This window comes from Salinifilum aidingensis (assembly GCF_054782015.1).
This window is the reverse complement of sequence record NZ_BAAGTH010000008.1, coordinates 32,006-52,991: the sequence shown is the minus strand read 5'-3', so window position 1 is coordinate 52,991 and position 20,986 is coordinate 32,006. Positions and strand designations below refer to the sequence as shown.

General features: G+C 72.0%; 20 protein-coding genes. 10 read left to right on the top strand and 10 right to left on the bottom strand.

Annotated elements, in window-relative coordinates; genetic code table 11:
- Positions 1-62: 62 nt before the first annotated feature.
- Positions 63-1,301: an amino acid deaminase gene (locus tag ACYVJE_RS12330; RefSeq protein ID WP_461144664.1), complete on the bottom strand. Its 1,239-nt coding sequence runs from the start codon at positions 1,299-1,301 to the stop codon at positions 63-65.
- Positions 1,302-1,549: 248 nt separating this feature from the next.
- Here ACYVJE_RS12330 and ACYVJE_RS12325 point away from each other — a divergent pair, with 248 nt between their 5' ends.
- Entirely contained in the window at positions 1,550-2,296 is a 747-nt protein-coding gene (locus ACYVJE_RS12325; RefSeq protein WP_459159420.1) for an IclR family transcriptional regulator, read from the top strand.
- Between the two features lie 28 nt (positions 2,297-2,324).
- Complete coding sequence (locus ACYVJE_RS12320) at positions 2,325-2,711, top strand: RidA family protein (protein WP_461144542.1); 387 nt, start codon at positions 2,325-2,327, stop codon at positions 2,709-2,711.
- A gap of 137 nt (positions 2,712-2,848) precedes the next feature.
- Here ACYVJE_RS12320 and ACYVJE_RS12315 read toward each other — a convergent pair whose 3' ends face one another.
- The 5 genes from ACYVJE_RS12315 to benA form a co-directional block, all read right to left on the bottom strand.
- Entirely contained in the window at positions 2,849-5,656 is a 2,808-nt protein-coding gene (locus tag ACYVJE_RS12315; protein ID WP_461144541.1) for a helix-turn-helix transcriptional regulator, read from the bottom strand.
- Between the two features lie 166 nt (positions 5,657-5,822).
- The gene (locus tag ACYVJE_RS12310; protein ID WP_461144540.1) at positions 5,823-6,617 is read right to left on the bottom strand and encodes a 1,6-dihydroxycyclohexa-2,4-diene-1-carboxylate dehydrogenase; all 795 of its coding nucleotides are present in this window, start codon (positions 6,615-6,617) and stop codon (positions 5,823-5,825) included.
- On the bottom strand, positions 6,614-7,642 hold the full coding sequence (benC, locus tag ACYVJE_RS12305; RefSeq protein ID WP_459159424.1) for a benzoate 1,2-dioxygenase electron transfer component BenC: 1,029 nt from the start codon (positions 7,640-7,642) through the stop codon (positions 6,614-6,616). The genes ACYVJE_RS12310 and benC overlap by 4 nt, the downstream gene beginning before the upstream one ends.
- Before the next feature lie 17 nt (positions 7,643-7,659).
- Positions 7,660-8,169 carry a benzoate 1,2-dioxygenase small subunit gene (benB, locus tag ACYVJE_RS12300; protein ID WP_461144539.1) on the bottom strand — a complete coding sequence of 170 codons (510 nt, stop codon included), beginning with the start codon at positions 8,167-8,169 and terminating at the stop codon, positions 7,660-7,662.
- Positions 8,170-8,255: 86 nt separating this feature from the next.
- Complete coding sequence (benA, locus tag ACYVJE_RS12295; RefSeq protein WP_461144538.1) at positions 8,256-9,620, bottom strand: benzoate 1,2-dioxygenase large subunit; 1,365 nt, start codon at positions 9,618-9,620, stop codon at positions 8,256-8,258.
- Between the two features lie 349 nt (positions 9,621-9,969).
- On the opposite strand from benA, the gene ACYVJE_RS12290 reads away from it, so the two are divergent.
- The 5 genes from ACYVJE_RS12290 (at position 9,970) to ACYVJE_RS12270 (ending at position 13,783) form a co-directional block, all read left to right on the top strand.
- Positions 9,970-10,878: a LysR substrate-binding domain-containing protein gene (locus ACYVJE_RS12290; RefSeq protein WP_459159427.1), complete on the top strand. Its 909-nt coding sequence runs from the start codon at positions 9,970-9,972 to the stop codon at positions 10,876-10,878.
- On the top strand, positions 10,875-11,975 hold the full coding sequence (locus ACYVJE_RS12285; RefSeq protein ID WP_461144537.1) for a mandelate racemase/muconate lactonizing enzyme family protein: 1,101 nt from the start codon (positions 10,875-10,877) through the stop codon (positions 11,973-11,975). The genes ACYVJE_RS12290 and ACYVJE_RS12285 overlap by 4 nt, the downstream gene beginning before the upstream one ends.
- A 79-nt stretch (positions 11,976-12,054) precedes the next feature.
- Entirely contained in the window at positions 12,055-12,906 is an 852-nt protein-coding gene (catA, locus tag ACYVJE_RS12280; RefSeq protein WP_461144536.1) for a catechol 1,2-dioxygenase, read from the top strand.
- Between the two features lie 46 nt (positions 12,907-12,952).
- Positions 12,953-13,240: a muconolactone Delta-isomerase gene (gene catC / locus ACYVJE_RS12275; RefSeq protein WP_459159430.1), complete on the top strand. Its 288-nt coding sequence runs from the start codon at positions 12,953-12,955 to the stop codon at positions 13,238-13,240.
- 120 nt (positions 13,241-13,360) lie between these two features.
- On the top strand, positions 13,361-13,783 hold the full coding sequence (locus tag ACYVJE_RS12270) for a PPOX class F420-dependent oxidoreductase (RefSeq protein ID WP_459159431.1): 423 nt from the start codon (positions 13,361-13,363) through the stop codon (positions 13,781-13,783).
- Positions 13,784-14,016: 233 nt separating this feature from the next.
- On the opposite strand, the gene ACYVJE_RS12265 is transcribed toward ACYVJE_RS12270, so the two are convergent.
- The 3 genes from ACYVJE_RS12265 to ACYVJE_RS12255 all read right to left on the bottom strand — a co-directional run bounded on the left by ACYVJE_RS12265 (position 14,017) and on the right by ACYVJE_RS12255 (position 16,762).
- Entirely contained in the window at positions 14,017-14,766 is a 750-nt protein-coding gene (locus ACYVJE_RS12265; RefSeq protein ID WP_461144535.1) for a cobalt-precorrin-6A reductase, read from the bottom strand.
- 92 nt (positions 14,767-14,858) lie between these two features.
- The gene (locus ACYVJE_RS12260) at positions 14,859-16,052 is read right to left on the bottom strand and encodes an MFS transporter (RefSeq protein ID WP_459159433.1); all 1,194 of its coding nucleotides are present in this window, start codon (positions 16,050-16,052) and stop codon (positions 14,859-14,861) included.
- Positions 16,049-16,762, bottom strand: coding sequence for a GntR family transcriptional regulator (locus ACYVJE_RS12255; RefSeq protein WP_459159434.1), 714 nt, complete (start codon positions 16,760-16,762; stop codon positions 16,049-16,051). The genes ACYVJE_RS12260 and ACYVJE_RS12255 overlap by 4 nt, the downstream gene beginning before the upstream one ends.
- A gap of 232 nt (positions 16,763-16,994) precedes the next feature.
- Between ACYVJE_RS12255 and ACYVJE_RS12250 the strand changes: the two genes are divergently transcribed.
- Positions 16,995-17,423 (top strand): hypothetical protein, encoded by a 429-nt coding sequence (locus ACYVJE_RS12250; RefSeq protein WP_461144534.1) that lies wholly within the window; start codon positions 16,995-16,997, stop codon positions 17,421-17,423.
- A 7-nt stretch (positions 17,424-17,430) separates the two neighbouring features.
- On the opposite strand, the gene ACYVJE_RS12245 is transcribed toward ACYVJE_RS12250, so the two are convergent.
- Positions 17,431-18,450, bottom strand: coding sequence for a CobW family GTP-binding protein (locus tag ACYVJE_RS12245; RefSeq protein WP_461144533.1), 1,020 nt, complete (start codon positions 18,448-18,450; stop codon positions 17,431-17,433).
- A gap of 268 nt (positions 18,451-18,718) precedes the next feature.
- Between ACYVJE_RS12245 and ACYVJE_RS12240 the strand changes: the two genes are divergently transcribed.
- On the top strand, positions 18,719-19,756 hold the full coding sequence (locus ACYVJE_RS12240) for an aldo/keto reductase (RefSeq protein WP_461144532.1): 1,038 nt from the start codon (positions 18,719-18,721) through the stop codon (positions 19,754-19,756).
- Positions 19,757-19,901: 145 nt separating this feature from the next.
- Complete coding sequence (locus ACYVJE_RS12235; protein WP_461144531.1) at positions 19,902-20,921, top strand: oxygenase MpaB family protein; 1,020 nt, start codon at positions 19,902-19,904, stop codon at positions 20,919-20,921.
- Positions 20,922-20,986: the final 65 nt, after the last annotated feature.

Genomic DNA, 20,986 nt, shown 5'->3' with positions numbered 1-20,986 from the left:
TCGGACGCGCCTGTGCGGGTCCCTGCGGACCGGACCGGCGCGCTCCGGTCCGGCCCGGGTGCTCAGAAGTACGTGCGGACCAGGTCGACCACGGTGCTCCGGTCGTCCACGACCGGGATGAGGTTCCACTTGTCGAAGACCGTGCACGGGTGCGAGAGGCCGAACCCGACCCAGTCACCGATGTGCAGCTCGGTGCCGCGGTCGACGCGCAGGAACGCGTGCTGGTCGGCGAGTTCGGTGACCTGCGCGGTCTCGGCGACGGCGCGGGTGCTCCCGTCGCCGGAGCGCACGACCTGCGGCTCGGGGAAGTGCTGGTCGAAGGAGGCGTCGCGCCGTCCCATGGTGAGCAGGGCCAGCTCGGGCTCGGGGCGGGAGGTGACCTGGGCCCAGATCCGCATCGCCGGCCGGAACGCCGCCTCGGTGGCGGCCAGGCGGTGCTGCCTGCCGAACGGCGACATGGTGCGGTAGAGGCCGTCGTCGTGGGTGAGGTAGGCACCGCTGCGGAGCACGGGGGTCACGGGGAGATCATCGGGCCACGGTGCGGTCAGGGCTTCCGCGACCTGGTCGAAGTACGCGCTGCCGCCGCAGGTCACGAGCACCTCGTCGAGCCCGTCGAAGTGCCCCGCCGCGGCGAGCCTGGTGACCGCCTCGCGCAGCCGTGCCAGGTATTCGTCCACTGCGGAGACGTCGTGCGCGCTGAGGTCGTGGGCCAGCGCCCCCTCGTAGCCGCCCACGCCCGCCAGGCGCAGCGCGGGGCTGGCCGCAACAGCTGCGGCGACCCGGTCGGCTTCGGCGAGGTCGCGCACGCCCGTGCGCCCTCCCGCGCCGCCGAGCTCCAGCAGCACGTCCACCTGCCGGTGCGGCGCCGCTCGTCGCAGCGCCGCGTCCATGAGCTCGACGCCCTGCGTGGAGTCGACCCAGCAGCTGAACGCGAAGTCCGGATCGGCGTCCAGTTCCCGGGCCAGCCACGCGAGGCCACCGGGGTCGACGAGCTGGTTGGCGAACAGGACGCGTGCGACGCCGAAGGCGCGGTACACGCGCAGTTGGCTGAGGGTGGCGGCGGTGATCCCCCAGGCACCGTGCGCGAGTTGGCGCACGAAGAGCTGGGGCGCCATCGTCGTCTTCCCGTGCGGTGCGAGCTGCACACCGCGCTGGGAGCACCACTCGGCCATCGAGCGCAGGTTGTGCTCGAGCGCCTGGTCGTCGAGCACGAGCAGCGGCCCGGTGAACCCGGCGTCGAACAGACCGGGCCGGTCGGCGAGGAACTCGCGGACCGTGCTGCCGAAGGCGGTGTGCGGCATCCCCTTGTGGCGCCAGTCGATGCGTTCGTCCTGGAGGGACTGAACGGCTGTCTCATTGATCGCGGTTCGCGGCACGAGAACCCCGTTATGCGTCGGAATCTGTCGTATCGCAGCGTGCGCACCGGCCGTCCGCCCTGCGCGCAGCGCTGGTATTGCATATTGTGCAATGCTTGTTGCGCAATCTGGTGAACGAATGTTTAGCATATGGCCAACAGGGCGTCAAAGGAACGAGAACGCGGAGGTCAGGGGTGAGTCAGAGCCTGGAGCGCGGACTCGTCGTGCTGAGCGAGCTCGCCGCGGACCCGCTGACCCTCGACGAGCTCGCGGACAGGCTCGGCGTGCACAAGTCCACGGCCATGCGCCTGCTGCGCACGCTGGAGAACCACCGCTTCGTCCACCGGGTCGACCAGCACCGCTACCGCCTCGGGAGCGCCCTGTTCGGCCTCGCCAACCAAGCCCTCGAAGACCTCGACGTGCGGGCCGCGGCCCGGGCGGAGCTGGAGGCGCTGGGCGGGCGGACCGGGCACGCGATCCACCTGGCGATCTGCGAGGCCGACGAAGTCGTCTACATCGACAAGGTCGACAGCAGCCAGCCGGTGCGGATGTACTCCCGGATCGGCCGCCGCGCACCCCTGCACTGCACCGCCGTGGGCAAGGTCCTCGTCGCGGGGCGGGACCGGAGCGCCCGCGCCGAGCTCGCGCACCGCCTCGAGTACCCGGCCCTGACGGCGAGCACGATCACCGCGCCCGAGCAGTTCCTCGCCGAACTCGACCGGGTGCAGCAGCAGGGCTACGCGGTCGACGACGCGGAGCACGAGGACTTCATCCACTGCATCGCCGCTCCGCTGCGCAACGACCGCGGTGCAGTGGTGGCAGCGGTCTCGGTCTCCGTGCCGAAGGTGCTGCTGGACCGCACCGGTCTGCTGGCGCTCGTCGACGACCTGCGGGCCACCGCACGGCGCATCTCCACCGAGCTCGGGTGGAGCGGAACGTGACAGTCCCCGGAGAGGAAAGGAACGCAACGTGGACAGGACCGTCATCACCACCGACGACGCACCGCGGCCCGCGGCGGGGATCCCGCTGTCGCAGGGGGTGCGCAAGGGCAACCTCGTGCAGGTGTCCGGCCAGACCGGTGTGGATCCGGCGACCGGCAAGCCCGTCGAGGGCGACGTGCGCGCGCAGACCGAGCAGGCCCTGCGCAACGTCTTCGCGATCCTCGAGGCCAGCGGCGCCGGTGTGCAGGACGTGCTGATGCTGCGGGTGTACCTCACCGACGTCGCCCACTTCGCGGAGATGAACGAGACCTACGCGCGCGTCGTGGGGGAGCCGTTCCCGGCGCGGACCACGGTGTACGTCGGCCTTCCCCCGGGACTGCTGGTGGAGATCGATGCCCTCGCAGTGACGGGCTGACACCGGCTCCGCGCCCGGCGGTGCCTGGAGGGCGCTCCGCAGGACTGCCCTCCAGGCACCCGGGACGCAGCGGCGGTGCTCCCGCGGAGCCGCGCCCGCCGCACCGCCGGCGGCACCGCAACCTCGCCGCACCGCCGTCATTCCGCACGTCCCGCCTCCTCGTGGAAGCGCGCCGCCAGCTCCCCGCGCGAGGCGACGCCGAGCTTGCCGTAGATGCGGGTGAGGTGGAACTGCACCGTCTTGACCGACACGTACAGCTCCACGGCGACCTGCTTGTTGCTCCTGCCCTCGGCGACGAGCTTGGCCACCGCGTTTTCCTGCGCGGTCAGCTCGGCGGCCTCGGCCTCCGACCTGTGCCCGTGCAGTCCGCCGGCCTTGAGCTCCCGGTCGCAGCGCTGCACGTAGGTGCGGGCGCGCATCGCCGCGTAGAGCTCCCGCGCCCGGTGCAGCACCACGTCGGCATCGCGGCGCTTGCCCGCCCGGCGCAGCGTCTGCCCGTAGGCGAAGTTGACCCGCGCCCGCTCGTACAGCATCGGCGTCTGCGCCACGTTCTCCAGCGCCGTGTCGAAGTGCCGGCGCGCCTGCTCGATGTCGCCGCGCGCTCCGCGCAACCGGCCGCGCACGTACCCCATGCGGGCCATGGCTGAGCGGTGTCCGCACTCGGCGGCACGCCTCTCGTGCGGCTCGAGGAACGCGTCGGCCTCGTCCAGGCGGTTCGTCTGCACCAGCGCGTTGGCGTAGATGTCCTGCCACGGCCAAAAACCCGGTTCGTCGACGAGCTCGCGGTTCGGCGTGTGCGCGATCGGCTCCAGCGCGCGCAGCACGCCGGCGTAGTCCGACAGGGCCTCCGCGTAGTGCGCCTTGGCCATGCGCGCGGGCAGCAGCATGATCTCGTAGTCGAACGCACCGGTCAGACGGCTCAGGTGCTCATCGGCGAGTTCCCAGTCACCGCGCAGAGCGCGGATCTGCACCCCCGTCCAGTGCACCAGCGGGGCGAGCAGCTCGATCCCGGAGTCGTCCAGCTGCGCGCGGGCCCGCTCCACGGTGCGCAGCGCCTCGTCCCACAGGCCCAGGGAGAACTCGGTGCGCGCCAGCCACGCCTGCGCCCACAGCGAGATGCGCACCGATCCCATGCGGTACTGCGTGGGCACGGCGTCCTGCAGGTCCTTGCGGGCCGAGAGGGGGTCGTCCAGCGCCAGGGACAACCACCCCCGCGCCATCTGGAACCGCTGCGCCTGGGCCCCGGCCGCCGTGCTCGAGCCGGCGTAGATCTCGCGGGCCTGCTCGACCTGGCCCGAGACAGCCATGCCCAGCCCGATGATCGCTTCGGACTCCACCACCGCAGGGGTGCCGCTGCCGGCCAGGGTCCGGGCGCGCTGGGCCCAGCGCACCAGGTCCGCACCGCGCCACCGGCTCAGCGAGTGCAGCACGAACCGCTGGCAGATGAGCGCGGCCAGCTCCGGGTCGTGCTCCGGCTCGCAGCGCTCCCACGCGTCGGCGAGCAGCTGCTCGGCGTCGGAACTGCGGCCCAGTGCCAGCGCGTGGTAGCCGAGCACCGCGTCGCGGAAGGCGGTCGGCGGGAAGCTCTGGATCGCCGGGGTGTAGGCACCGGCTTCGAACAGGTGGCCCGCGCCGATGAGCGCGTCGGCCGCGCGCAGCAACCGGTGCTCGTGGTCGGCGCGGCGCGGGCTGAGCTCGCTGGCCTGCACGAGCGCGTTCGCCGCCGCCGGCCACGCGCCCTGGGCGGCCTGGTCCCCGGCGTAGCGGTCGAGCTCCGCGGCCAGGTCGGCGTCGGGGAACGGGCTGGCCGCCACGCGGTGCGACAGCCGCGCCCCCTCGTCGGCGACCACGGCCGCGGCGGAGTGGTGCAGCCGTTGCCGCCGCGCCGGCGGGATCGTGCCGCGGACGGCCGAGCGCACCAGCGGTGCGGCGAACCGCAGGGTGCGCAGCTCGCCCTCGGCCGTGGTGCACAGTCCGCCGGAGCACAGCTCGTCGAGCGCGGCCACCGGGCCGCTGACGGGTGCGGCGTCGACGGTTTCGGCCAGCGCGACCGCATCGGCCAGCGAGACGGTCTCGCCCAGCACCGCTGCCGCTTCCACCACCGCGCGGGCGGTGGCGCTGCAGGTGCGCAGCCGGTTCACCACCTCGGTGGTCACCGCCCGGGGCGCCGGCAGCAGGTACGGCCGGCGCCCCGCCCACTGCTGCTCGGGGCACTCCCGCAGCAGCTGGTCGATGTGCCGCGGGGTACCGGCCGTGTGCTCGGCGAGCCGGTGCGCCGCCGGCAGCGGCACGTCGACGCCGATCCACGCGGCCATGTCGCGGACGTGCTCCGGCAGCAGGGGCCCCGGCCGCAGCACCGGGACGCGGTGCCCGGTCAGCAGCCGCTGGGCCCGTTCGGCGCTCTCCTCCTCGCGGTCGTCGCTGCTGGCGGCCACGACCAGCAGCCGCGCGGATCCGGCCCGCCGCAGGGCGGAGGACACCGCCTGCAGCGAGGCGGTGTCGGCCCAATGCGCGTCGTCGATGATCAGCAGCACCGCGTGCCCGCACGGCGGGACCGACCTGCTCAGCAACCGGCGTCCCGTCTCGACGACGTCGTCACCGGTGTCCACCGCGTCCGCGCGCTCCGCGTCCGCCGCGGTGGCCGGCTGCGCGCTCGGCGGCGGGAAGCCGGTGCACGCGCCCTCGGGTGCGGCCGAGCACAGCAGCTGCTCGGCGACGCCGAACCGGACGGAGCGCTCCCAGGAGAGCCCGCAGGCGCGGAGCACGTGCAGCTCCGGGTGCCGGTGCAGGAACTCGTCGAGCAACGCCGTCTTCCCGACCCCCGCCGGACCCGCCACGACGACCGCCCGGGGGTTTCCGGTGCGGGCCTGCTCGAGAAGGGCGGTGAGCTCGGCGAGTTCGGACTCGCGACCCACCACGGGGCGCCGGTGCCACGCGGACGACATGCGGCCACTGTAAACGACGTCCTCCCCGGGACCGGTAGTTCAGGAAGCGCCAGGATGAGACTCCGCGGATTGGCTGGCACAGCGGAGCCGGTGGCAGAAAGCGGCTTCGCCGCTCGCCTGGCGGACCGGTACGGCCAAGCACGCGGCCACCAATCCGCGCGGCCGCTCAGCCGAGGTCGCCGCCCCCGACCGGCAGGACGCTGCCGGTGACGTAGGAGGCCTCCGCGGAGGCGAGGAACGCGATGGCAGCGGCCTGCTCCTCGGTGCTGCCGTACCGGTGCATCAGCGAGGAGTCCACGGTCTGCTGGACCACCTCGGCGTTCCAGGCCTCCTCCTGCTCGTCGGCGGGGCCGGGACCGCGCGGGACCCGGCGCGGTGGTGCCGAGGTGCCGCCGGGGGCGGTGGCGACCACGCGGATGCCGTGCTGCGCCGCCTCCATCGCCAGTGACCGGGTGATGGCGTTGACACCGCCCTTGGCGGCCGAGTACGGCACCCGGTTGATCCCGCGGGTGGCCACCGAGGAGACGTTCACGATCGTGCCCCGCTGCTGCTCGACGAGGTGCGGCAGCGCGGCGCGGCACGACCACAGCGTCGGGAACAGCGACCGGCGGATCTCCGCTTCGACCTGCTCCGGTTCGTAGTGCTCGTACGGCTTGGCCCAGATCGTGCCGCCGACGGTGTTGACGACGATGTCGATCCCGCCGTGCAGCTCCCGGGAGCGGTCCATCGCGTGCGCGGCTCCCGAGTACTGCTCGAGGTCCGCGGTGAGCGCGTGCGCCTTGCGGCCGTCGGAGATGAGCCCCTCGGCCACCTCGTGGACCAGCTCGCTGCGGTCCACGAGGACGACCTCGGCGGACTCGGCGAACAACCGCTCGGCGACGGCACGCCCGATGCCCTGGGCCGCTCCCGTCACCACGGCGACCTGGCCGGAGAAGCGGCGCGCGTTGGTCGGGGTGCTCATGACCGTTCTCCCTCCTGCTCGGCGGCCACGTTGAACTTCTCGGTGTAGAAGTTCGCCGGTTCGATGCCCTGCTCGGACATGTGCGACCGCACGGCCTCGACCATCGGCGGCGGGCCGCACAGGTACACGTCGACGTCACCGCCGTTGAGGTTCTCCTCGGTGAACAGGCCCGTCACGTAGCCCTTGTTGGGAGCGGTGCTGCTCCCGTCGGCGACGCAGTAGTCGAACGTGAACCCGGGCAGCGCCTCGGCGTGCTCCCGCAGCGCGTCCAGCCCGACGAGGTCCTCGTCGTAGGTCACGCCGTAGATCAGGTGGATCGGGTGCTGCGGCGGGTCCTCGGTGAACGTCGCCAGCATCGACAGCAGGGGTGCGAGTCCGGTGCCGCCGGCCAGCATGAGCACGGGGCGCACCGTCTCCCGCAGGAAGAACGTCCCCATCGGGCCGGTGAGGTCCAGGCGGTCGCCGATGTCGGCCTGGTCGCGCAGGTAGGTCGACATCAACCCGCCCTCGGTGATGCGCACCAGGAACTCGACGGTCTTGTCGTCCGGCCCGCTGGAGAAGGAGTACGACCGGCGCGCCTCGGTGCCGGGCACGTCGAGGTTGGCGTACTGGCCGGGGAGGAAGCTCAACCGGTCCCGGTCGTCGAGCTCCAGCGTGAAGCCGATGGTCGAGTCCGAGTGCCGCCGGATGTCGCTGAGCGCGGCCCCGTGCTTGTCCGCCGCCGTCTTCGCGGCGGCGGAGGTGCTCGGGATCTGCAGGACGAGATCGCTGCGCGGCATCATCTGGCACGGCAGCGCGTAGCCCCGCTCGGCCTCCTCGTCGGTGAGGGCGTCCTCGATGTAGTCGCCCCCGTCGTAGTCGCCGGACTCGCAGAACGACTTGCAGGTCCCGCACGCGCCGTCCCGGCAGTCCAGCGGGATGTTGATGCGGTTCTGGAACGCCGCTTCGGCCACGGTCTCCTGCGCACCGCAGCTGATGAAGCGCGTGACGCCGTCCTCGAAATTCAGCGCAACTTTGTGGGTCATCGCCACTTCACCTCGGATCAGATGTGGTAGATGTCGATCACGTGGTGGATGTAGTCGTTCTTCAGGACGACCTTCTTGTACGTGATCAACGGTTGTTCGGGGTCGGCGAAGTCGACCGTGTAGAACGACATGCCGAAGTAGGTGTCCACCACGTCGTAGCGGAAGTACAGCGTGAACCAGTTGAACCGGAGGTCCACCAGGCTGCCGCGCTGCTCGAGGACCTCCACGTTGGTGATGTTGTGGCCCGTGCGCGGTTCCGGGAGGCTCGTGGCCCCCGAGCGGTCGGTGCGGATGCGGAACACGCGGTCCTCGAGACCGCCCTTGTTCGGGTAGTAGATCAGCGAGATCTCGTTGTGCGGGTCCTCGGTGAGCTTGTGGTCGACGTCCCACGAGGGCATCCAGAACACGACGTCCTCGTGGTAGCACTCGAGCCACTTCTCGAACTCCCAGTCGTCGAGGTAGCGCGCCTCCCGGTACAGGAATTGGCGGACGTCCTCGACGGCAACCGTGTCGGTCATCGCGGTCATGGGTCGTGCCTTTCGTCCGAGTCGGAAACCGCGCCGGAACGCCCCGGATGCGGGCGTGCGGCGGGAAGTTCAGTGGGGGTCCGGCGTCACGCGTCGGTGGCCTGCTTCTCCTCCTGTTCCACGGCTTCGCGCATGCGCTGCAGCCAGTAGCCGTGCTGGATGGGGTAGAGCCCCTCGTCCTCGGTTCGCACGCCGCTGGCGAGCGGTTGCAGGCCGAGCTCCTGCGCATCCTCGTCCGGGCCGTCGATCTCGTGCGCGGCACCGCGGTTGAGGTCGTTCCAGAGCGTCTCGGTGGCCGCGTAGGTCCGCTGGCAGGACCGGAACTCCTCGAGGTCGTCCGGAGTGGCCATGCCGGTGGCGTTGAAGAAGTCCTCGTACTGGCGGATCCGGTTGGCCCGCGCCTCGGCGCTCTCGCCCTTCGGGGCGATGCAGAAGATCGTCACCTCGGTCCGGTCCACCGAGACCGGTCGGATGTGCCGGATCTGCGAGCTGAACTGGTCCATCAGGTACACGTTCGGGTACAGGCACAGGTTCCTCGCGTACCCGATCATCCAGTTCGCCCACTGCTCGCCGAACTCCTCGGTGAGCTCCGCGCGGCGCTCGTTGAGCGGACGGTTCGACGGGTCGGACCACTCCGTCCACAGCAGCAGGTGGCCGTTCTCGAACGAGTAGAACCCGCCCTTCTGCTTCGACCAGGTGCCGGCGTCCATGTTCGCGGTGTCGTTCTTCGACTCGCCCTCCTGGCGGCGGGCCGTGGTGGCCGCGTAGTTCCAGTGGGTGGCGGAGACGTGGTAGCCGTCCGCGCCGTTCTCGGCCTGCAGCTTCCAGTTGCCGTCGTAGGTGTAGGTCGAGGCCCCGCGCAGCACCTCCAACCCCTCGGGGGACTGGTCGACGACCATGTCGATGATCTTGGTGGCCTCGCCGAGGTGCTGCTCCAGCGGCAGCACGTCCGCGTTGAGGCTGCCGAACAGGAAACCGCGGTAGTTCCCGAAGCGGGCGACCTTGGTCAGGTCGTGCGAGCCGTCGGTGTTGAACTGCTCGGGGTACCCCGCCTCGCGGGGATCCTTGACCTTGAGCAGCCGGCCGTCGTTGCTGAAGGTCCACCCGTGGAACGGGCAGGTCAGGGTGCGGCGGTTGTCGGTCTTGCGGCGGCACAACATCGCACCGCGGTGGCTGCAGGCGTTGATCAGGCAGTGCAGCTCACCGTTCTTGTCACGCGTGATCACCACGGGCTGACGACCGATGTGGGTCGTGTAGTAGTCCCCGACCTCGGGGATCTGGCTCTCGTGCGCCAGGTAGATCCAGTTGCCCTCGAAGATGTACTTCATCTCGAGCTCGAACAGGTCCGGGTCGGCGAAGATCCCCCGCTTGACCTGGCGACGACCGTTGGCGGGGTCGTCGACGAGCGCGCGGTCCAGCGTGTCGCGGAGGTGGTCCAACGTCGTTGTCACTGTTCCTCCTGTCGATGGTGGGAGCGAGTTGCGGGCGCCACATGTCAGCGCCGGAAGTTGCAACACGGTGGCACCGGAGTTACGCGGAACACCCCAGGCATTTGCCTAGCACTGACCTAGGTCCTGATTGAGAGGTGTTGCGTTTCGACGGTTTCGGTTTCAGTATTTGTTCGCGTTCAATTGCTGAACCTAAACTCGGCTGCCAACCGCGGTCCGTGCTCGTGCGGTCCCCGGTATTCGCAGCGCAGGGATTCGCGCTCCGGACGTCGGAGGGGTGGTGCGGGCGCCGGGGCCGGACAGCGGGCAGGCCGCCCGCCCGGGAGTTTCGCTCGTCCGCGTGGAGGAATCGGTGGAACTGAGGCACCTGCGCTACTTCGTCGCCGTTGCCGAGACGCGGCACTTCGGCAGGGCGGCGGAGCGCCTGCACATGGCCCAGCCGCCGCTGTCCCAGGCGATCCGCCAGCTCGAGAACGACATGGAGGTCGGCCTGTTCACCCGCACCACCCGGCGCGTGGAACTGACCCCCGCCGGCGAGGCCTTCTACACCGATGCGCTGCGCGTCCTCGAGGCCGTGGAGAGCGGCGTCGACCGCGCTCGGCGCATCGCCGCAGGGCTGAGCGGGCGGTTGCGCCTGGGGGTCACGGGACTGGCGTCGTACCGGCAGCTGCCCGAGCTGGCCCGGGTCGTCGACCGCGAACTGCCGGGGGTGGAGCTCGACGTCCACTCCGAGATGCTCACCCCCGCCCAGGAGGACGCGATCGCCGAGCAGCGCCTGGACGCCGGTCTGCTGCGCCCGCCGGTGCGGCGCGACGACGTCGCCTACCGCGTGCTCGCCCGCGAACCGCTCATGGCGGTGCTGCCGACCGGGCACGCCCTGGCCGGCACCGCGGAGATCGACGTGGCCGAGCTGCGCGAGGAGGCGTTCGTGCTGTACTCGGCCGAATCCCGGTCGGTGGTCAACGACGCGGTCGTGCGCGCCTGCCTGGCCGCCGGGTTCACGCCGCGGCGGGAGCACGACGTGACCGAGACGTCCACGTTGCTGGCGCTGGTCGCCGCCGGCCTGGGGGTGGCGCTGGCCCCCGATTCGGTGCGCGCGATGCCGCTGGAGGGGGTGGTGTTCCGGCCGCTGCGCGGGGCGGAGCAGCTGGAGGTGGCACTGGCGTGGCGCCGCGAAGCGCAGCACCCGACGGTGCGGAAGCTGGTGGAGATCCTGCACGCGCGCGGTGCGTTCCTGTCGGACAGCGAGGAGACCGAGTGAAAATCACCGAGATCGAGGCGATCCCGTTCGCCATCCCCTACGTGAAACCGCTGCGCTTCGCCAGCGGAGCCGTGCACCGGGCCGAGCACGTGCTGGTGCGGGTGCACACCGACGAGGGGATCACCGGTGTCGCCGAAGCACCGCCGCGGCCGTTCACCTACGGTGAGACCCAGGAATCGGTCATCGCCGCCGTGCGGCGCCTCTTCGCGCCCGAACTGCTCGGCCTGTCCCCCTGGGAGCGGGAGGTGGCGCGCTCGAGAATGCACCGCACGGTGGGGAATCCGACCGCCAAGGCCGCCATCGACATGGCGATGTGGGACGTCATCGGCAAAGTCGCCGGCGTGCCGGTGACCGACCTGCTCGGCGGCTACGCCGACAGCGTTCGGGTGTCGCACATGGTCGGTTTCGACGACGCGGAGAAGATGGTCGCCGAAGCCGAACGGGTCCGCGACACCTACGGAATCACCACCTTCAAGGTCAAGGTCGGCCGTCGCCCGTACACGGTGGACGTCGAGGCGTGCCGCGTGCTGCGGGAACGGCTCGGCGACGGCGTGGAGCTCTACGTCGACGGCAACCGCGGCTGGACCGCGTCCGAGTCCGCACGCGCCCTGCAGGCCATGCAGGACCTGGACCTCACGCTCGCCGAGGAGCTGTGCCCGGCCGACGACGTGCTGGCCCGGCGGTGGCTGGTCCAGCGCTGCCCGCTCCCGTTCGTCGCCGACGAGAGCGCCACGCACACCGGGGAGGTCACCCGCGAACTGCTCTCCGGCAGCGCCAACGCGATCAGCATCAAGACGGCGCGCACCGGCTTCAGCGACTCGCAGCGCGTCCTGCACGAGTGCGACGGGCTCGGCGTGGAGGTCGTCATGGGCAACCAGGTCGACGGTCAGATCGGCACGATGTGCACCGCCGCGTTCGGCGCTGCCCACGAATCGACGGCCAGCCGCGCGGGGGAGCTGTCGAACTTCCTCGACATGAGCGACGACCTGCTGACCGAACCGGTCAGCATCACCGACGGAACCGTCCGGGTCCGGCGCGGACCCGGCATCGGCATCGACATCGACCCGGAGAAGCTGGCGCGCTACCGGCAGGACTGACGTCGCCGGCGCAGCCCCGGCAGCCGGGCACCACCGAACCAGCAGGGGACCACCAACACAGTGAAGTGAGGGAACGACCATGACGCAGCAGCTCAACGAGCAGGACGCCACCGCGGCCGCCTCCGGTGCGGCGGCGACCGAGCGCTTCCAGCAGAAGCAGACCCTCGCCGACAGCAGCCCCGAACGCGTCAACGCCATCGTCTCCGACGCGCTCAGTGCCCTGCACGACGTGATCCGCCGCCACAAGGTCACCTACGAGGAGTACGACGTCCTCAAGGCGTGGCTGATCCGCGTCGGCGAGGAGGGCGAGTGGCCGCTGTTCCTCGACGTGTGGATCGAGCACGTCGTCGAGGAAGTGGCCAACGAGGACCGCAGCGGCACCGCCGGTTCGATCGAAGGCCCCTACTACGTCGAGGGCGCGCCCGAACTGCCCAGCGAGGCGACCCTGCCCATGCGGGAGGGCGAAGCAGGCGTCCCGCTGGTCTTCCAGGGGCAGATCCGCAGCGTGGACGGCGCTCCGCTCCCCGGTGCGCGCCTGGAGATGTGGCACGCCGACGACCTCGGCTACTACTCCCAGTACGCGCCGGGCCTGCCCACGTGGAACCTGCGCGGCACGATCGTCCCGGACGAGCAGGGACGCTTCACCGTCCGCACGGTGCAGCCGGCTCCCTACCAGATCCCGCACGACGGGGCGTGCGGCGCGCTGATCAACGCCGCCGGGTGGCACGCGTGGCGGCCCGCGCACCTGCACGTGCGCGTCACCGCCGACGGGCACCGGACGATCACCTCGCAGCTGTACTTCAAGGGCGGCGAGTACGTCGACGACGACATCGCCCAGGCCGTCAAACCGGACCTGATCCTGGACCCGCGGCCGCGGGAGGACGGATCGGGCAACGCGGTCACCTACGACTTCGTGCTCGACCCGGCGTGAGCTCCCGCGGCACGCGGCCGAGCTCGGAAGTGGAGAGGAGGACATCGTGCTGTTCGCGGTGAGAATGGACGTCAACCTGCCGCCGGACATGGATCCGGAGGTGCGCCAGGACATCCTCGCGCGGGAGAAGGCCTACTCGCAGGAGGTGCAGCGGGGAGGGGAGTGGCGCAACATCTGGCGGTGCGCGGGGCGGTACTCCAACCTGAGCATCTTCGACGTGGACAGCAACGCGCGGCTGCACGAGATCCTGTCCAACCTGCCGCTGTTCCCGTACATGGACGTGGAGGTGACCCCCCTGACGACGCATCCCTCCGACATCGCCGCGGAGAGCTGAGCGCCGGTCGCGTCCGCCTGCGGGGCGCCGACACACCGGCGGGGCGGTGCGCGGCCCCGGAGCTCGGCCTCACCTAGCATGGGTGCGGCAAGCCGAGCCCGTGCGTCGAGGAGGTGCTCCGTGGCGAAGCCACCGGTCCCGGAGAAGGTCGACCACCTGCTGTCCCGTCCCAACCCGTCGGTGATCAGCACGGTGCGTCCGGACGGGCAGCCCGTGTCGGTGGCGACGTGGTACGTCTGGGACAACGGACGGATCCTGGTCAACATGGACGAAGGCCGCAAACGGCTGGAGTACATGCGCCGGAACCCGCGCGTGACGCTGACCGTCCTCGCCGCGGACGACTGGTACACGCACGTCAGCCTGCAGGGGACGGTCGCCGAGATCACCGACGACCCGGAGCTGGTCGACATCGACCGGCTGGCGCAGCACTACACCGGCGCCCCGTACCACGTGCGCGACCGGCACCGGATCAGCGCGTGGATCGACGTGCAGCGCTGGCACGGGTGGGGTGCGACCGAGAACACCGACGTCGTCCACCACTGAGGAGCGGGGCTTTGCCCGGCCCTTTCGCGTGCGGATTTCCGCAGCGGAACCTCCTGCGCGGCTCCCGCTCCGGGGTGCTCGACGCCGAGCAGCGACACTGGCGACCCGCCGAAGCACTGACAGGTGCTGTTTCTGCGGGACGTACCCGTTGAGGGGCAGGACCTCGGCGAGGTCTCGCTGCGCGCCCGTCGGCGGGCTTCGCGGCTGTTCCGGGCGGCTGTTCCGGCGCCCGCTCACCCGAACCGGGCGCGCAGCCACTCCAGCGCCGCTTCCGGCGTCTCCGCGGACGCGAGCCCGGAGGGGACCGGTGGGCGCTGCACGAGCACCACCGGCACCCCGAGCTCGCGGCACGCGGTGAGCTTGGCGGAGGTCATCGACCCGCCGCTGTCCTTGGTCACGAGCACGTCGACGCGGTGCGACCGCAGCAGCGAATGCTCCTGCTCCACCGTGTACGGACCGCGGTCCAGCACGACCTCCAGGTGCGCGGGCACCGGCGGTTCCGGCGGGTCGACGCAGCGCAGCACGAAGTGGTGCGCGTCCAGCCCGGCGAACGCGCCGATGCTCCGCCTGCCCGTGGTGAGCAGGACGCGTCGTCCGAGGCCGCGCAACAGCTGTGCGGCACCGTCCAGCGTCGGCGTCCGGTGCCACACGTCACCGCGACGCTGCCTCCACCCCGGACGCCGCAGCACCACCGCCGCCACCCCGGTCTCGCGGGTGGCCTGCGCGGCCGAGGCCGACATCTTCGCGGCGAAGGGGTGGGTCGCATCGACCACGGCGTCGATCGCGTTGTCCCGCAACCACCCGGCCAGGCCCTCCGCCCCGTGGAAACCGCCGATGCGCACCTCGCCGGCGGGCAGCTGCGGATCCCGGACGCGGCCGGCCATCGACGAGACCACGTGGAACGAGTCGTGCTCGTCGAGCAGGTGGGCCAGCTGTTTCGCCTCCCCGGTCCCGCCGAGGAGCAACACGCGCACCGCAGCCATCGCCTCAGTCTGCCATCCGCCCGCGCCCGGCGGAGGGAGATCCCGCCCGGTCCAGCTGCTCGCCGCGCGGGAAGGCGCACCGGCGGCCGCGGTCACTCGCGGGGGCCGAAGCGGGCGAACCCGCCCGCGGCGAGCAGCACCACAGCTGCGAACAGCAGGGAGCTGGGCGCACCCAGCGGGCCGGCGACCGCACCGGCGCAGGCGGGCAGCGTCACCTGGCCGGCGCGGTTCGACCACAGCCGCAGGGCGAGCCCCGCACCCCGGTCGGTCTCGCCCGCGGTGCGGACCACCGCGGTCATGGTCAGCGGCTGTCCGATGCCGAGGAAGAACCCCCCGACGGCGAGAGCGGCGGTCATCGCGAACACGCCCGCACCCGGAACGGCGACCAGCACGAGGCACGCCCCCGCACCGAGGCAGCTGGTGATGATCAGCGGTCGCCGCTGCCACCGCGCGGCCAGATACCCCAGCCCCAGCCGCGAGAGGATCGACGCCGCTGAGCGCACGGCCAGCAGCACGCCCGCCACGGCGGGGGCGATCCCGCGGTTCTCGGCGATCAGCGGCAGGTAGGCGGTGAGCAGGTCGACCGCACCGAGCAGCGCGAGGCTGCTGAACAGCGCGGTGGCCATGCCCGGACGGCGCAGCAGGCTCAACGCCCCCCGCTGCCCCCCGGGCTCGCGGGCCGGCGCTGCGGCGGAGGAGCCCCGGCGCAGCAGCAGCGCCGGCAGCAGCCCGGTGGCGGCCGCGATCGCCGCGACGAGGAACGCCGTGGTCGTCGCCCCGATCAGCGCCGCGCCGGAGGCCTGCCCGAGCAGCAGGCCGGAGGCGAGCGGTCCGAGCATCTGCCCGACCGACACGGCGGCGGTGTACAGGCCGAAGTTGCGGTCCAGCGCGTCGTCGGCGGACACCGTCGTGACGAAGCGCTGCCCGCCCATCATGAACACGATGTGGCCGAAGCCGAGCGCGGCCGAGCCGAGCATCACGCCGGCCAGCGACTCCGAGCTCGCCAACCACAGCGGTGCTGCGGCGAGCAGGACGGTGCCGGCCAGCAGCACCGGCACGGTGCGACCGGTGCGGTCGGTGTAGCGGCCGAGCGGCAGGGCGACCACGAGTGACAGCAGCGCGTAGGCGGAGGTGATCAGGCCGACGGCGACCTCGCCGCCGCCCAGGGAGATCGCGCGGTACGAGATCAGCGGACGGGCCAGGTTGAGGGCGGTCTGGGTGCAGATGACGCCCAGCAGCAGCATCGCCAGCTGCGCGGAGACGCCCCGCCGTTTCGCGGTGGTCACGAGGTCGGTCCGATCTCGACGTCGAACGTGCCCGCGCTGATCCCGCGGGTGAGCTGTTCGACGATCGCCCGTTGCGTGCGGGAGAGGTGCTCGGTGAGCGCGCTCGCGGCCTCCTCGGCGTTCCCGTCCAGCACCGCGCGGCAGATGCGCTGGTGCTCGTGCGCGGACCCGGGCAGCCGCTCGGGCGCGGAGTGGGCGAGTTCGCGCAGCCGCGCGGTCTGGCCGCGCTGGTGGGCGATCGTCCGGGCGAGCGGTTCGTTGTGGCAGGCGGTGGTGACGGCCTCGTCGAACCGTTCCGCGAGGGGGTAGAAGTGCGGGGCCAGCTCCGCGTGCGGGGCGGTGTCGGCCCGGACGGCGATGCGCTCGAGCTCCGCCGCGATGTCGGCGAAGTCGGTGAGCAGCTCGGGCCGTTCCCGGCCGTCCTCGGTGACCATCCGCACGGCGGCGGGTTCGAGGACCATGCGGAACTCGAACAGCGCCCGGACCCCGTGCAGGGAGATCGGTGCGACCCGCGCGCCCGAACCGGGGGTGAAGCTGATCAACCCCTCGTGCGAGAGCTGCCGGATCGCCTCGCGCACGGGTGTGCGGGAGGTCTCGAGGCGTTCCGCGAGGTTCGTCTCGCTCAGCTGCGTCCCGGGCGGCAGCTGCATCGACTCGATCAGCGCGCGCAGGCGCAGGTAGGCCGCGCGCGTCTTGCCCGACGGCGACATCGTCCTCCTCGGTCGGGGCCCCATTCAGGATCCAGACCAGTATACAACCCGGTGTGCAAGGGCCGGTCCGGGTCGTTGCGCGGGGATCGGGCCGCCGCGCGGTGCAGAGCACGGAGCCGGCCGGTCGCGGATCACCGGTGCGGAGGGTGGAGGTCACCGGTGCGACCGGGGACACTCGTGCCGGGACGCGAACGGCGGAGGCCGCCCGGCGGCCGGTGCAGTGAGGTGCGGAATGGGTGTTGCCGGACGAGTGGACGCGCAGCGGACCGCCCGGTGGGCGGCGGCAGCGCTGAGCGCGGGTCGCGTCGCGCTCGGCTGCACCGCCCTGGTGCGGCCGGAGCTGCCCGCGGCCGTCTGGGTCGGCAGGAGCAGCGCGGCCACCGCGCCGGTGCAGGTGCTCGGCCGGGCTCTCGGCGGCCGCGACCTCGCGCTCGGCATCGGGACGCTGCACGCGCTGCGCCGCGACGGCACGTCCGCGGCCGCGGTGTGGCTGGCGGCCTCGGCGGCGGCCGATGCCGCCGACGTCGCCGCGACCGCCGCGGGCGGACCGGAGCTGCCCCGGTGGGGCCGGTGGGCGGTGACCGGGCTCGCCGGCGGTGCGGTGCTCACCGGGGCGTGCTCGGCGGCCGTGCTCGGCACCGCGGAGCGCGGGTGGCGGTGATCCCGGGTCAGGCCGCTTCGACGTAGCGCAGGACGGGGAACATCCCCTCCTCGTCGGTCGGGTCGTCCGGGCGGGCCACGCACCGCCGCAGCCGCTCGGTCACGTCCTCGTCGTCGAGGCCCGCTCCGATGGCGACCAGGTTCGTCGCGCGCGGCTCGGACCTGCGCCACCGCTCGGGGTGCAGGCGCACGTAGCGGCCGACGGTGTGCAGCACGTACTTCCGGCGGTACCCGGGAATTCCGAAGTGGACGGATCCTTTGATGCGGAACAGCCCGTCGGGCCGCTCGTCGAGGAAGCGCATCAGCCTGCGCGGGTCGAGCGGTTCGGGCGTGCTGAACTCGATGCTGCGGTAGTCGGTGTGCGGGTGCTCGTGCTCGGCGCACGGGCCGGTGCCGAGCAGGTCGAACGAGAGCTGGCCGGTCGGTTCGCGGTGGCGGGTGTCGAAGAGCAGTCCGGGGTCGATGCGCCCGTGGTCGGTGCCGACCACGGGCGTTCCCGGGCTGAGGCGCTCGATCGTGCCGTGCAGCGCGCTCAGCGCGTCCGCGTCGACGCGGTCGACCTTGTTGAGCAGGACGAGGTCGGCGAAGTCGACGTGCGCGGCCACTTCCGGGTGCTGCTGCAGGGTCGCGTCGAATTCGACGGCGTCGACGACTTCGACGAGGCCGCCGTAGGTGGTGCGGCGGTCCTCGCTGGACAGCAGCATGCGGACGATCTCCCGCGGGTCGGCGATGCCGCTGGCCTCCACGACGACGACGTCGATGCCCGCGCTCGGCCTGCTGAGGCGCCGCAGCATGCGGTCGAGCTCGCTGGTGTCGACGGCGCAGCACAGGCAGCCGTTGCCGATCGAGACCGCGGCGTCGACCTGCCCGGACACGGCCAGCGCGTCGACGTTGATCGCGCCGAAGTCGTTGACGACGACGCCCACCCGGGTGCTGCCCGAGTGGTGGAGCACGTGGTTGAGCAGGGTCGTCTTGCCCGCTCCCAGGAACCCGGCGAGCACGACGACGGGGACGCGGTCGGTGGCCAACGCTGCTTCCCTCCGAGTGCGACGGCGAACGGGACGATGGTAGGGAGCAGCCTCCCGGCCCGGCGGACTCGGCCGACCGGTGCTGCCGCGCGCCCGCGCCCCGTATTTGTTGTGATAATCATTTTCGATGATGCTGCTGCCGGGTTCGCGACCGGGGTGCCCGCAGCGAAAGCCCGCGCAGTCGGGCCCGCTCGCGGCGCCTGGTCGCAGCGCCGCTCGTGCGGTAGGTGTGGAGGGGCGGCCCGAACTCTTCGGAAAGGAGCGCGGTGTGGAGTACCGGCAGCTCGGACGGTCCGGTCTGCGCGTGTCGGCGCTGACGCTGGGCACGATGACCTTCGGCGGGGAGGGGGACTTCGGCCGCGTCGGCGAGACCGGCCTGGAGGGGGCCCGGCGGCAGGTCGACATGTGCCTCGAGGCCGGGGTCAACCTCATCGACACGGCGAACATGTACTCGGCCGGCGCCGCCGAGGAGATCGTCGGCGAGGCGGTCAAGGACAAGCGCGACCAGGTGCTGCTGTCGACCAAGGTGCGCATGGCGATGGGGGAGGGGCCCAACGACGCCGGCCTGTCCCGCAAGCACGTGCTCGACCAGGCGGAGGCGAGCCTGCGCCGGCTCGGCACCGACCACATCGACCTGTACCACGTGCACGAGTGGGACGGGCAGACGCCGCTGGAGGAAACGCTCGACGCGCTCGACACCCTCGTGCGCTCGGGCAAGGTCCGCTACCTCGGCGTGTCCAACTACACCGGCTGGCAGCTGGTGAAGGCGCTCGGCGTCGCCGATCGGCACGGGTACCAGCGGTTCGTGGCCAACCAGGTCTACTACTCGCTGGAGAGCCGGGACGCCGAGTACGAGCTCGTGCCCGCCTCGGTCGACCAGGGCCTGGGCGTCCTCGTCTGGAGCCCGCTGGCCGGCGGCCTGCTCTCCGGCAAGTACCGCCGCGACGCGCGGACCTCCGAAGGGCGGCACCTGGCGGGGTGGGACGAACCGCCCGTTCGCGACGAGGAGAAGCTCTACGACACGATCGACGTCGTGCTGGAGATCGCGGCGGACCGCGGCATCACGCCCGCGCAGGTCGCGCTCGCGTACCTGCTGCGCAAACCGGCCGTGACTTCGCTGGTGATCGGTGCGCGCAAGGACGAGCAGCTCCGGGAGAACCTCGGAGCCGCCGAGGTGCGGCTCGGGGACGAGGAGATGGCCCGACTCGACGCGGTCAGCGCGCCGGCACTGCTGTACCCGCACTGGCACCAGGCTCGGCTGGCCGCCGACCGGTTCGGCCCGGCGGACCGCGCGTTGCACGGCTGACCGCGCCGCGTTCCGACGGCCGGAGGGGTGGCAGGCCCGTTCGGCCGCTCGGCCCACCGCCGCGGCGGCGCTACCCTGGCAGGACCTGCTCGCAGCAGGCTCCTGCTCGCGGAGCGGTGCGACGCCTCGGAGGAGGGGAGGCGCGATGACGCGCAGCGCGGGGACCCCCGGAGCGTCCGGGTGCGACGGCCGCTCCGCGGAGGGGGAGGAAGCACCGCTCGGACCGGGATCGCTCACCTGGCGCTACTTCGGGGACTGGCGCGGCCTGCTGCAGGCCCTGTGGGCGGGGTCGATGCAGAACATGCACCCGAAGCTCGGCGCCGCCGTCGAGCAGTACTCCGACTTCTTCGGCGAGCGGTGGGAGCGTCTGTTCCGCTCGCTGTACCCGATCGGCGGTGTCGTGTTCGACGGAGTGCGCGCGGAACGCACGGCGCGGGAGGTGCGCCGGTACCACCGCGACATCCGCGGCCTCGACGTGCACGGCAGGCCCTACCACGCGCTGGAACCCGACGTCTTCTACTGGGCGCACGCGACGTTCTTCTGCGGCGTGCTCCGCACGGCCGAGCACTTCTGCGGCGGGCTCACCGAGGAGGACAAGCGCCGCCTGTTCTCCGAGCACCGCGAGTGGTACCGCCGGTACGGCGTGAGCATGCGGCCCGTCCCCGGCACGTGGGAGGAGTTCCAGCGCTACTGGGACCGCATGTGCCGGGAGGTGCTCGTCGACACGCCGGCGGCCCGGCGCGTGCTCGACCTGAGCGCGCTGCCCCCGCCGCCGTTCCTGCGGTGGTTGCCCGCGCCGCTGTGGGCGCCGCTGCGGCGGGGGTTGCAGCGCTGGTTCGTCTGGTTGACCGCGGGGCTGTACGACGAGCCCGTGCGCGCACTGCTCGGCTGCACGTGGACCGAGCGCGACGCGCGCCGGCACCGCCGCTTCGGGCGTGCGGTGAATCGCGCGTTCCGGCTCGTGCCGCCGCGGTGGCGCAAGTACCCCCGAGCGCGGGACGGGATGGATCGGGTGGCGGGACGCGTGCGGCCGGGGGTTCCCGTGCTGCACACGCCGGAGCGGAACCTCCCGCCGGAGTCCGAGCGCGACGAGCCCCGGCACTACTGCCCGGTGCACGCCTCCCGCCGCGCGGGAGGGCGCCGTTCCCGCGAACGGTGGTCGTGATCAACTGATCGGGTAGTGCTCGTTGTCCGCGTTTTCACGGGCGTGCTACACAAAGCAGCGCTGCA

Bases quoted from the DNA above. Each gene is read 5' to 3' on its own strand.
- ACYVJE_RS12250 (WP_461144534.1), top strand. From the start codon at position 16,995: ATGGGTGTTGCCGGACGAGTGGACGCGCAGCGGACCGCCCGGTGGGCG.
- benB (WP_461144539.1), bottom strand. From the start codon at position 8,169: ATGACCGCGATGACCGACACGGTTGCCGTCGAGGACGTCCGCCAATTC.
- ACYVJE_RS12235 (WP_461144531.1), top strand. From the start codon at position 19,902: ATGACGCGCAGCGCGGGGACCCCCGGAGCGTCCGGGTGCGACGGCCGC.
- ACYVJE_RS12315 (WP_461144541.1), bottom strand. From the start codon at position 5,656: ATGTCGTCCGCGTGGCACCGGCGCCCCGTGGTGGGTCGCGAGTCCGAA.
- ACYVJE_RS12255 (WP_459159434.1), bottom strand. From the start codon at position 16,762: ATGTCGCCGTCGGGCAAGACGCGCGCGGCCTACCTGCGCCTGCGCGCG.
- ACYVJE_RS12330 (WP_461144664.1), bottom strand. From the start codon at position 1,301: ATGCCGCACACCGCCTTCGGCAGCACGGTCCGCGAGTTCCTCGCCGAC.
- catA (WP_461144536.1), top strand. From the start codon at position 12,055: ATGACGCAGCAGCTCAACGAGCAGGACGCCACCGCGGCCGCCTCCGGT.
- ACYVJE_RS12265 (WP_461144535.1), bottom strand. From the start codon at position 14,766: ATGGCTGCGGTGCGCGTGTTGCTCCTCGGCGGGACCGGGGAGGCGAAA.
- ACYVJE_RS12310 (WP_461144540.1), bottom strand. From the start codon at position 6,617: ATGAGCACCCCGACCAACGCGCGCCGCTTCTCCGGCCAGGTCGCCGTG.
- benC (WP_459159424.1), bottom strand. From the start codon at position 7,642: ATGACCCACAAAGTTGCGCTGAATTTCGAGGACGGCGTCACGCGCTTC.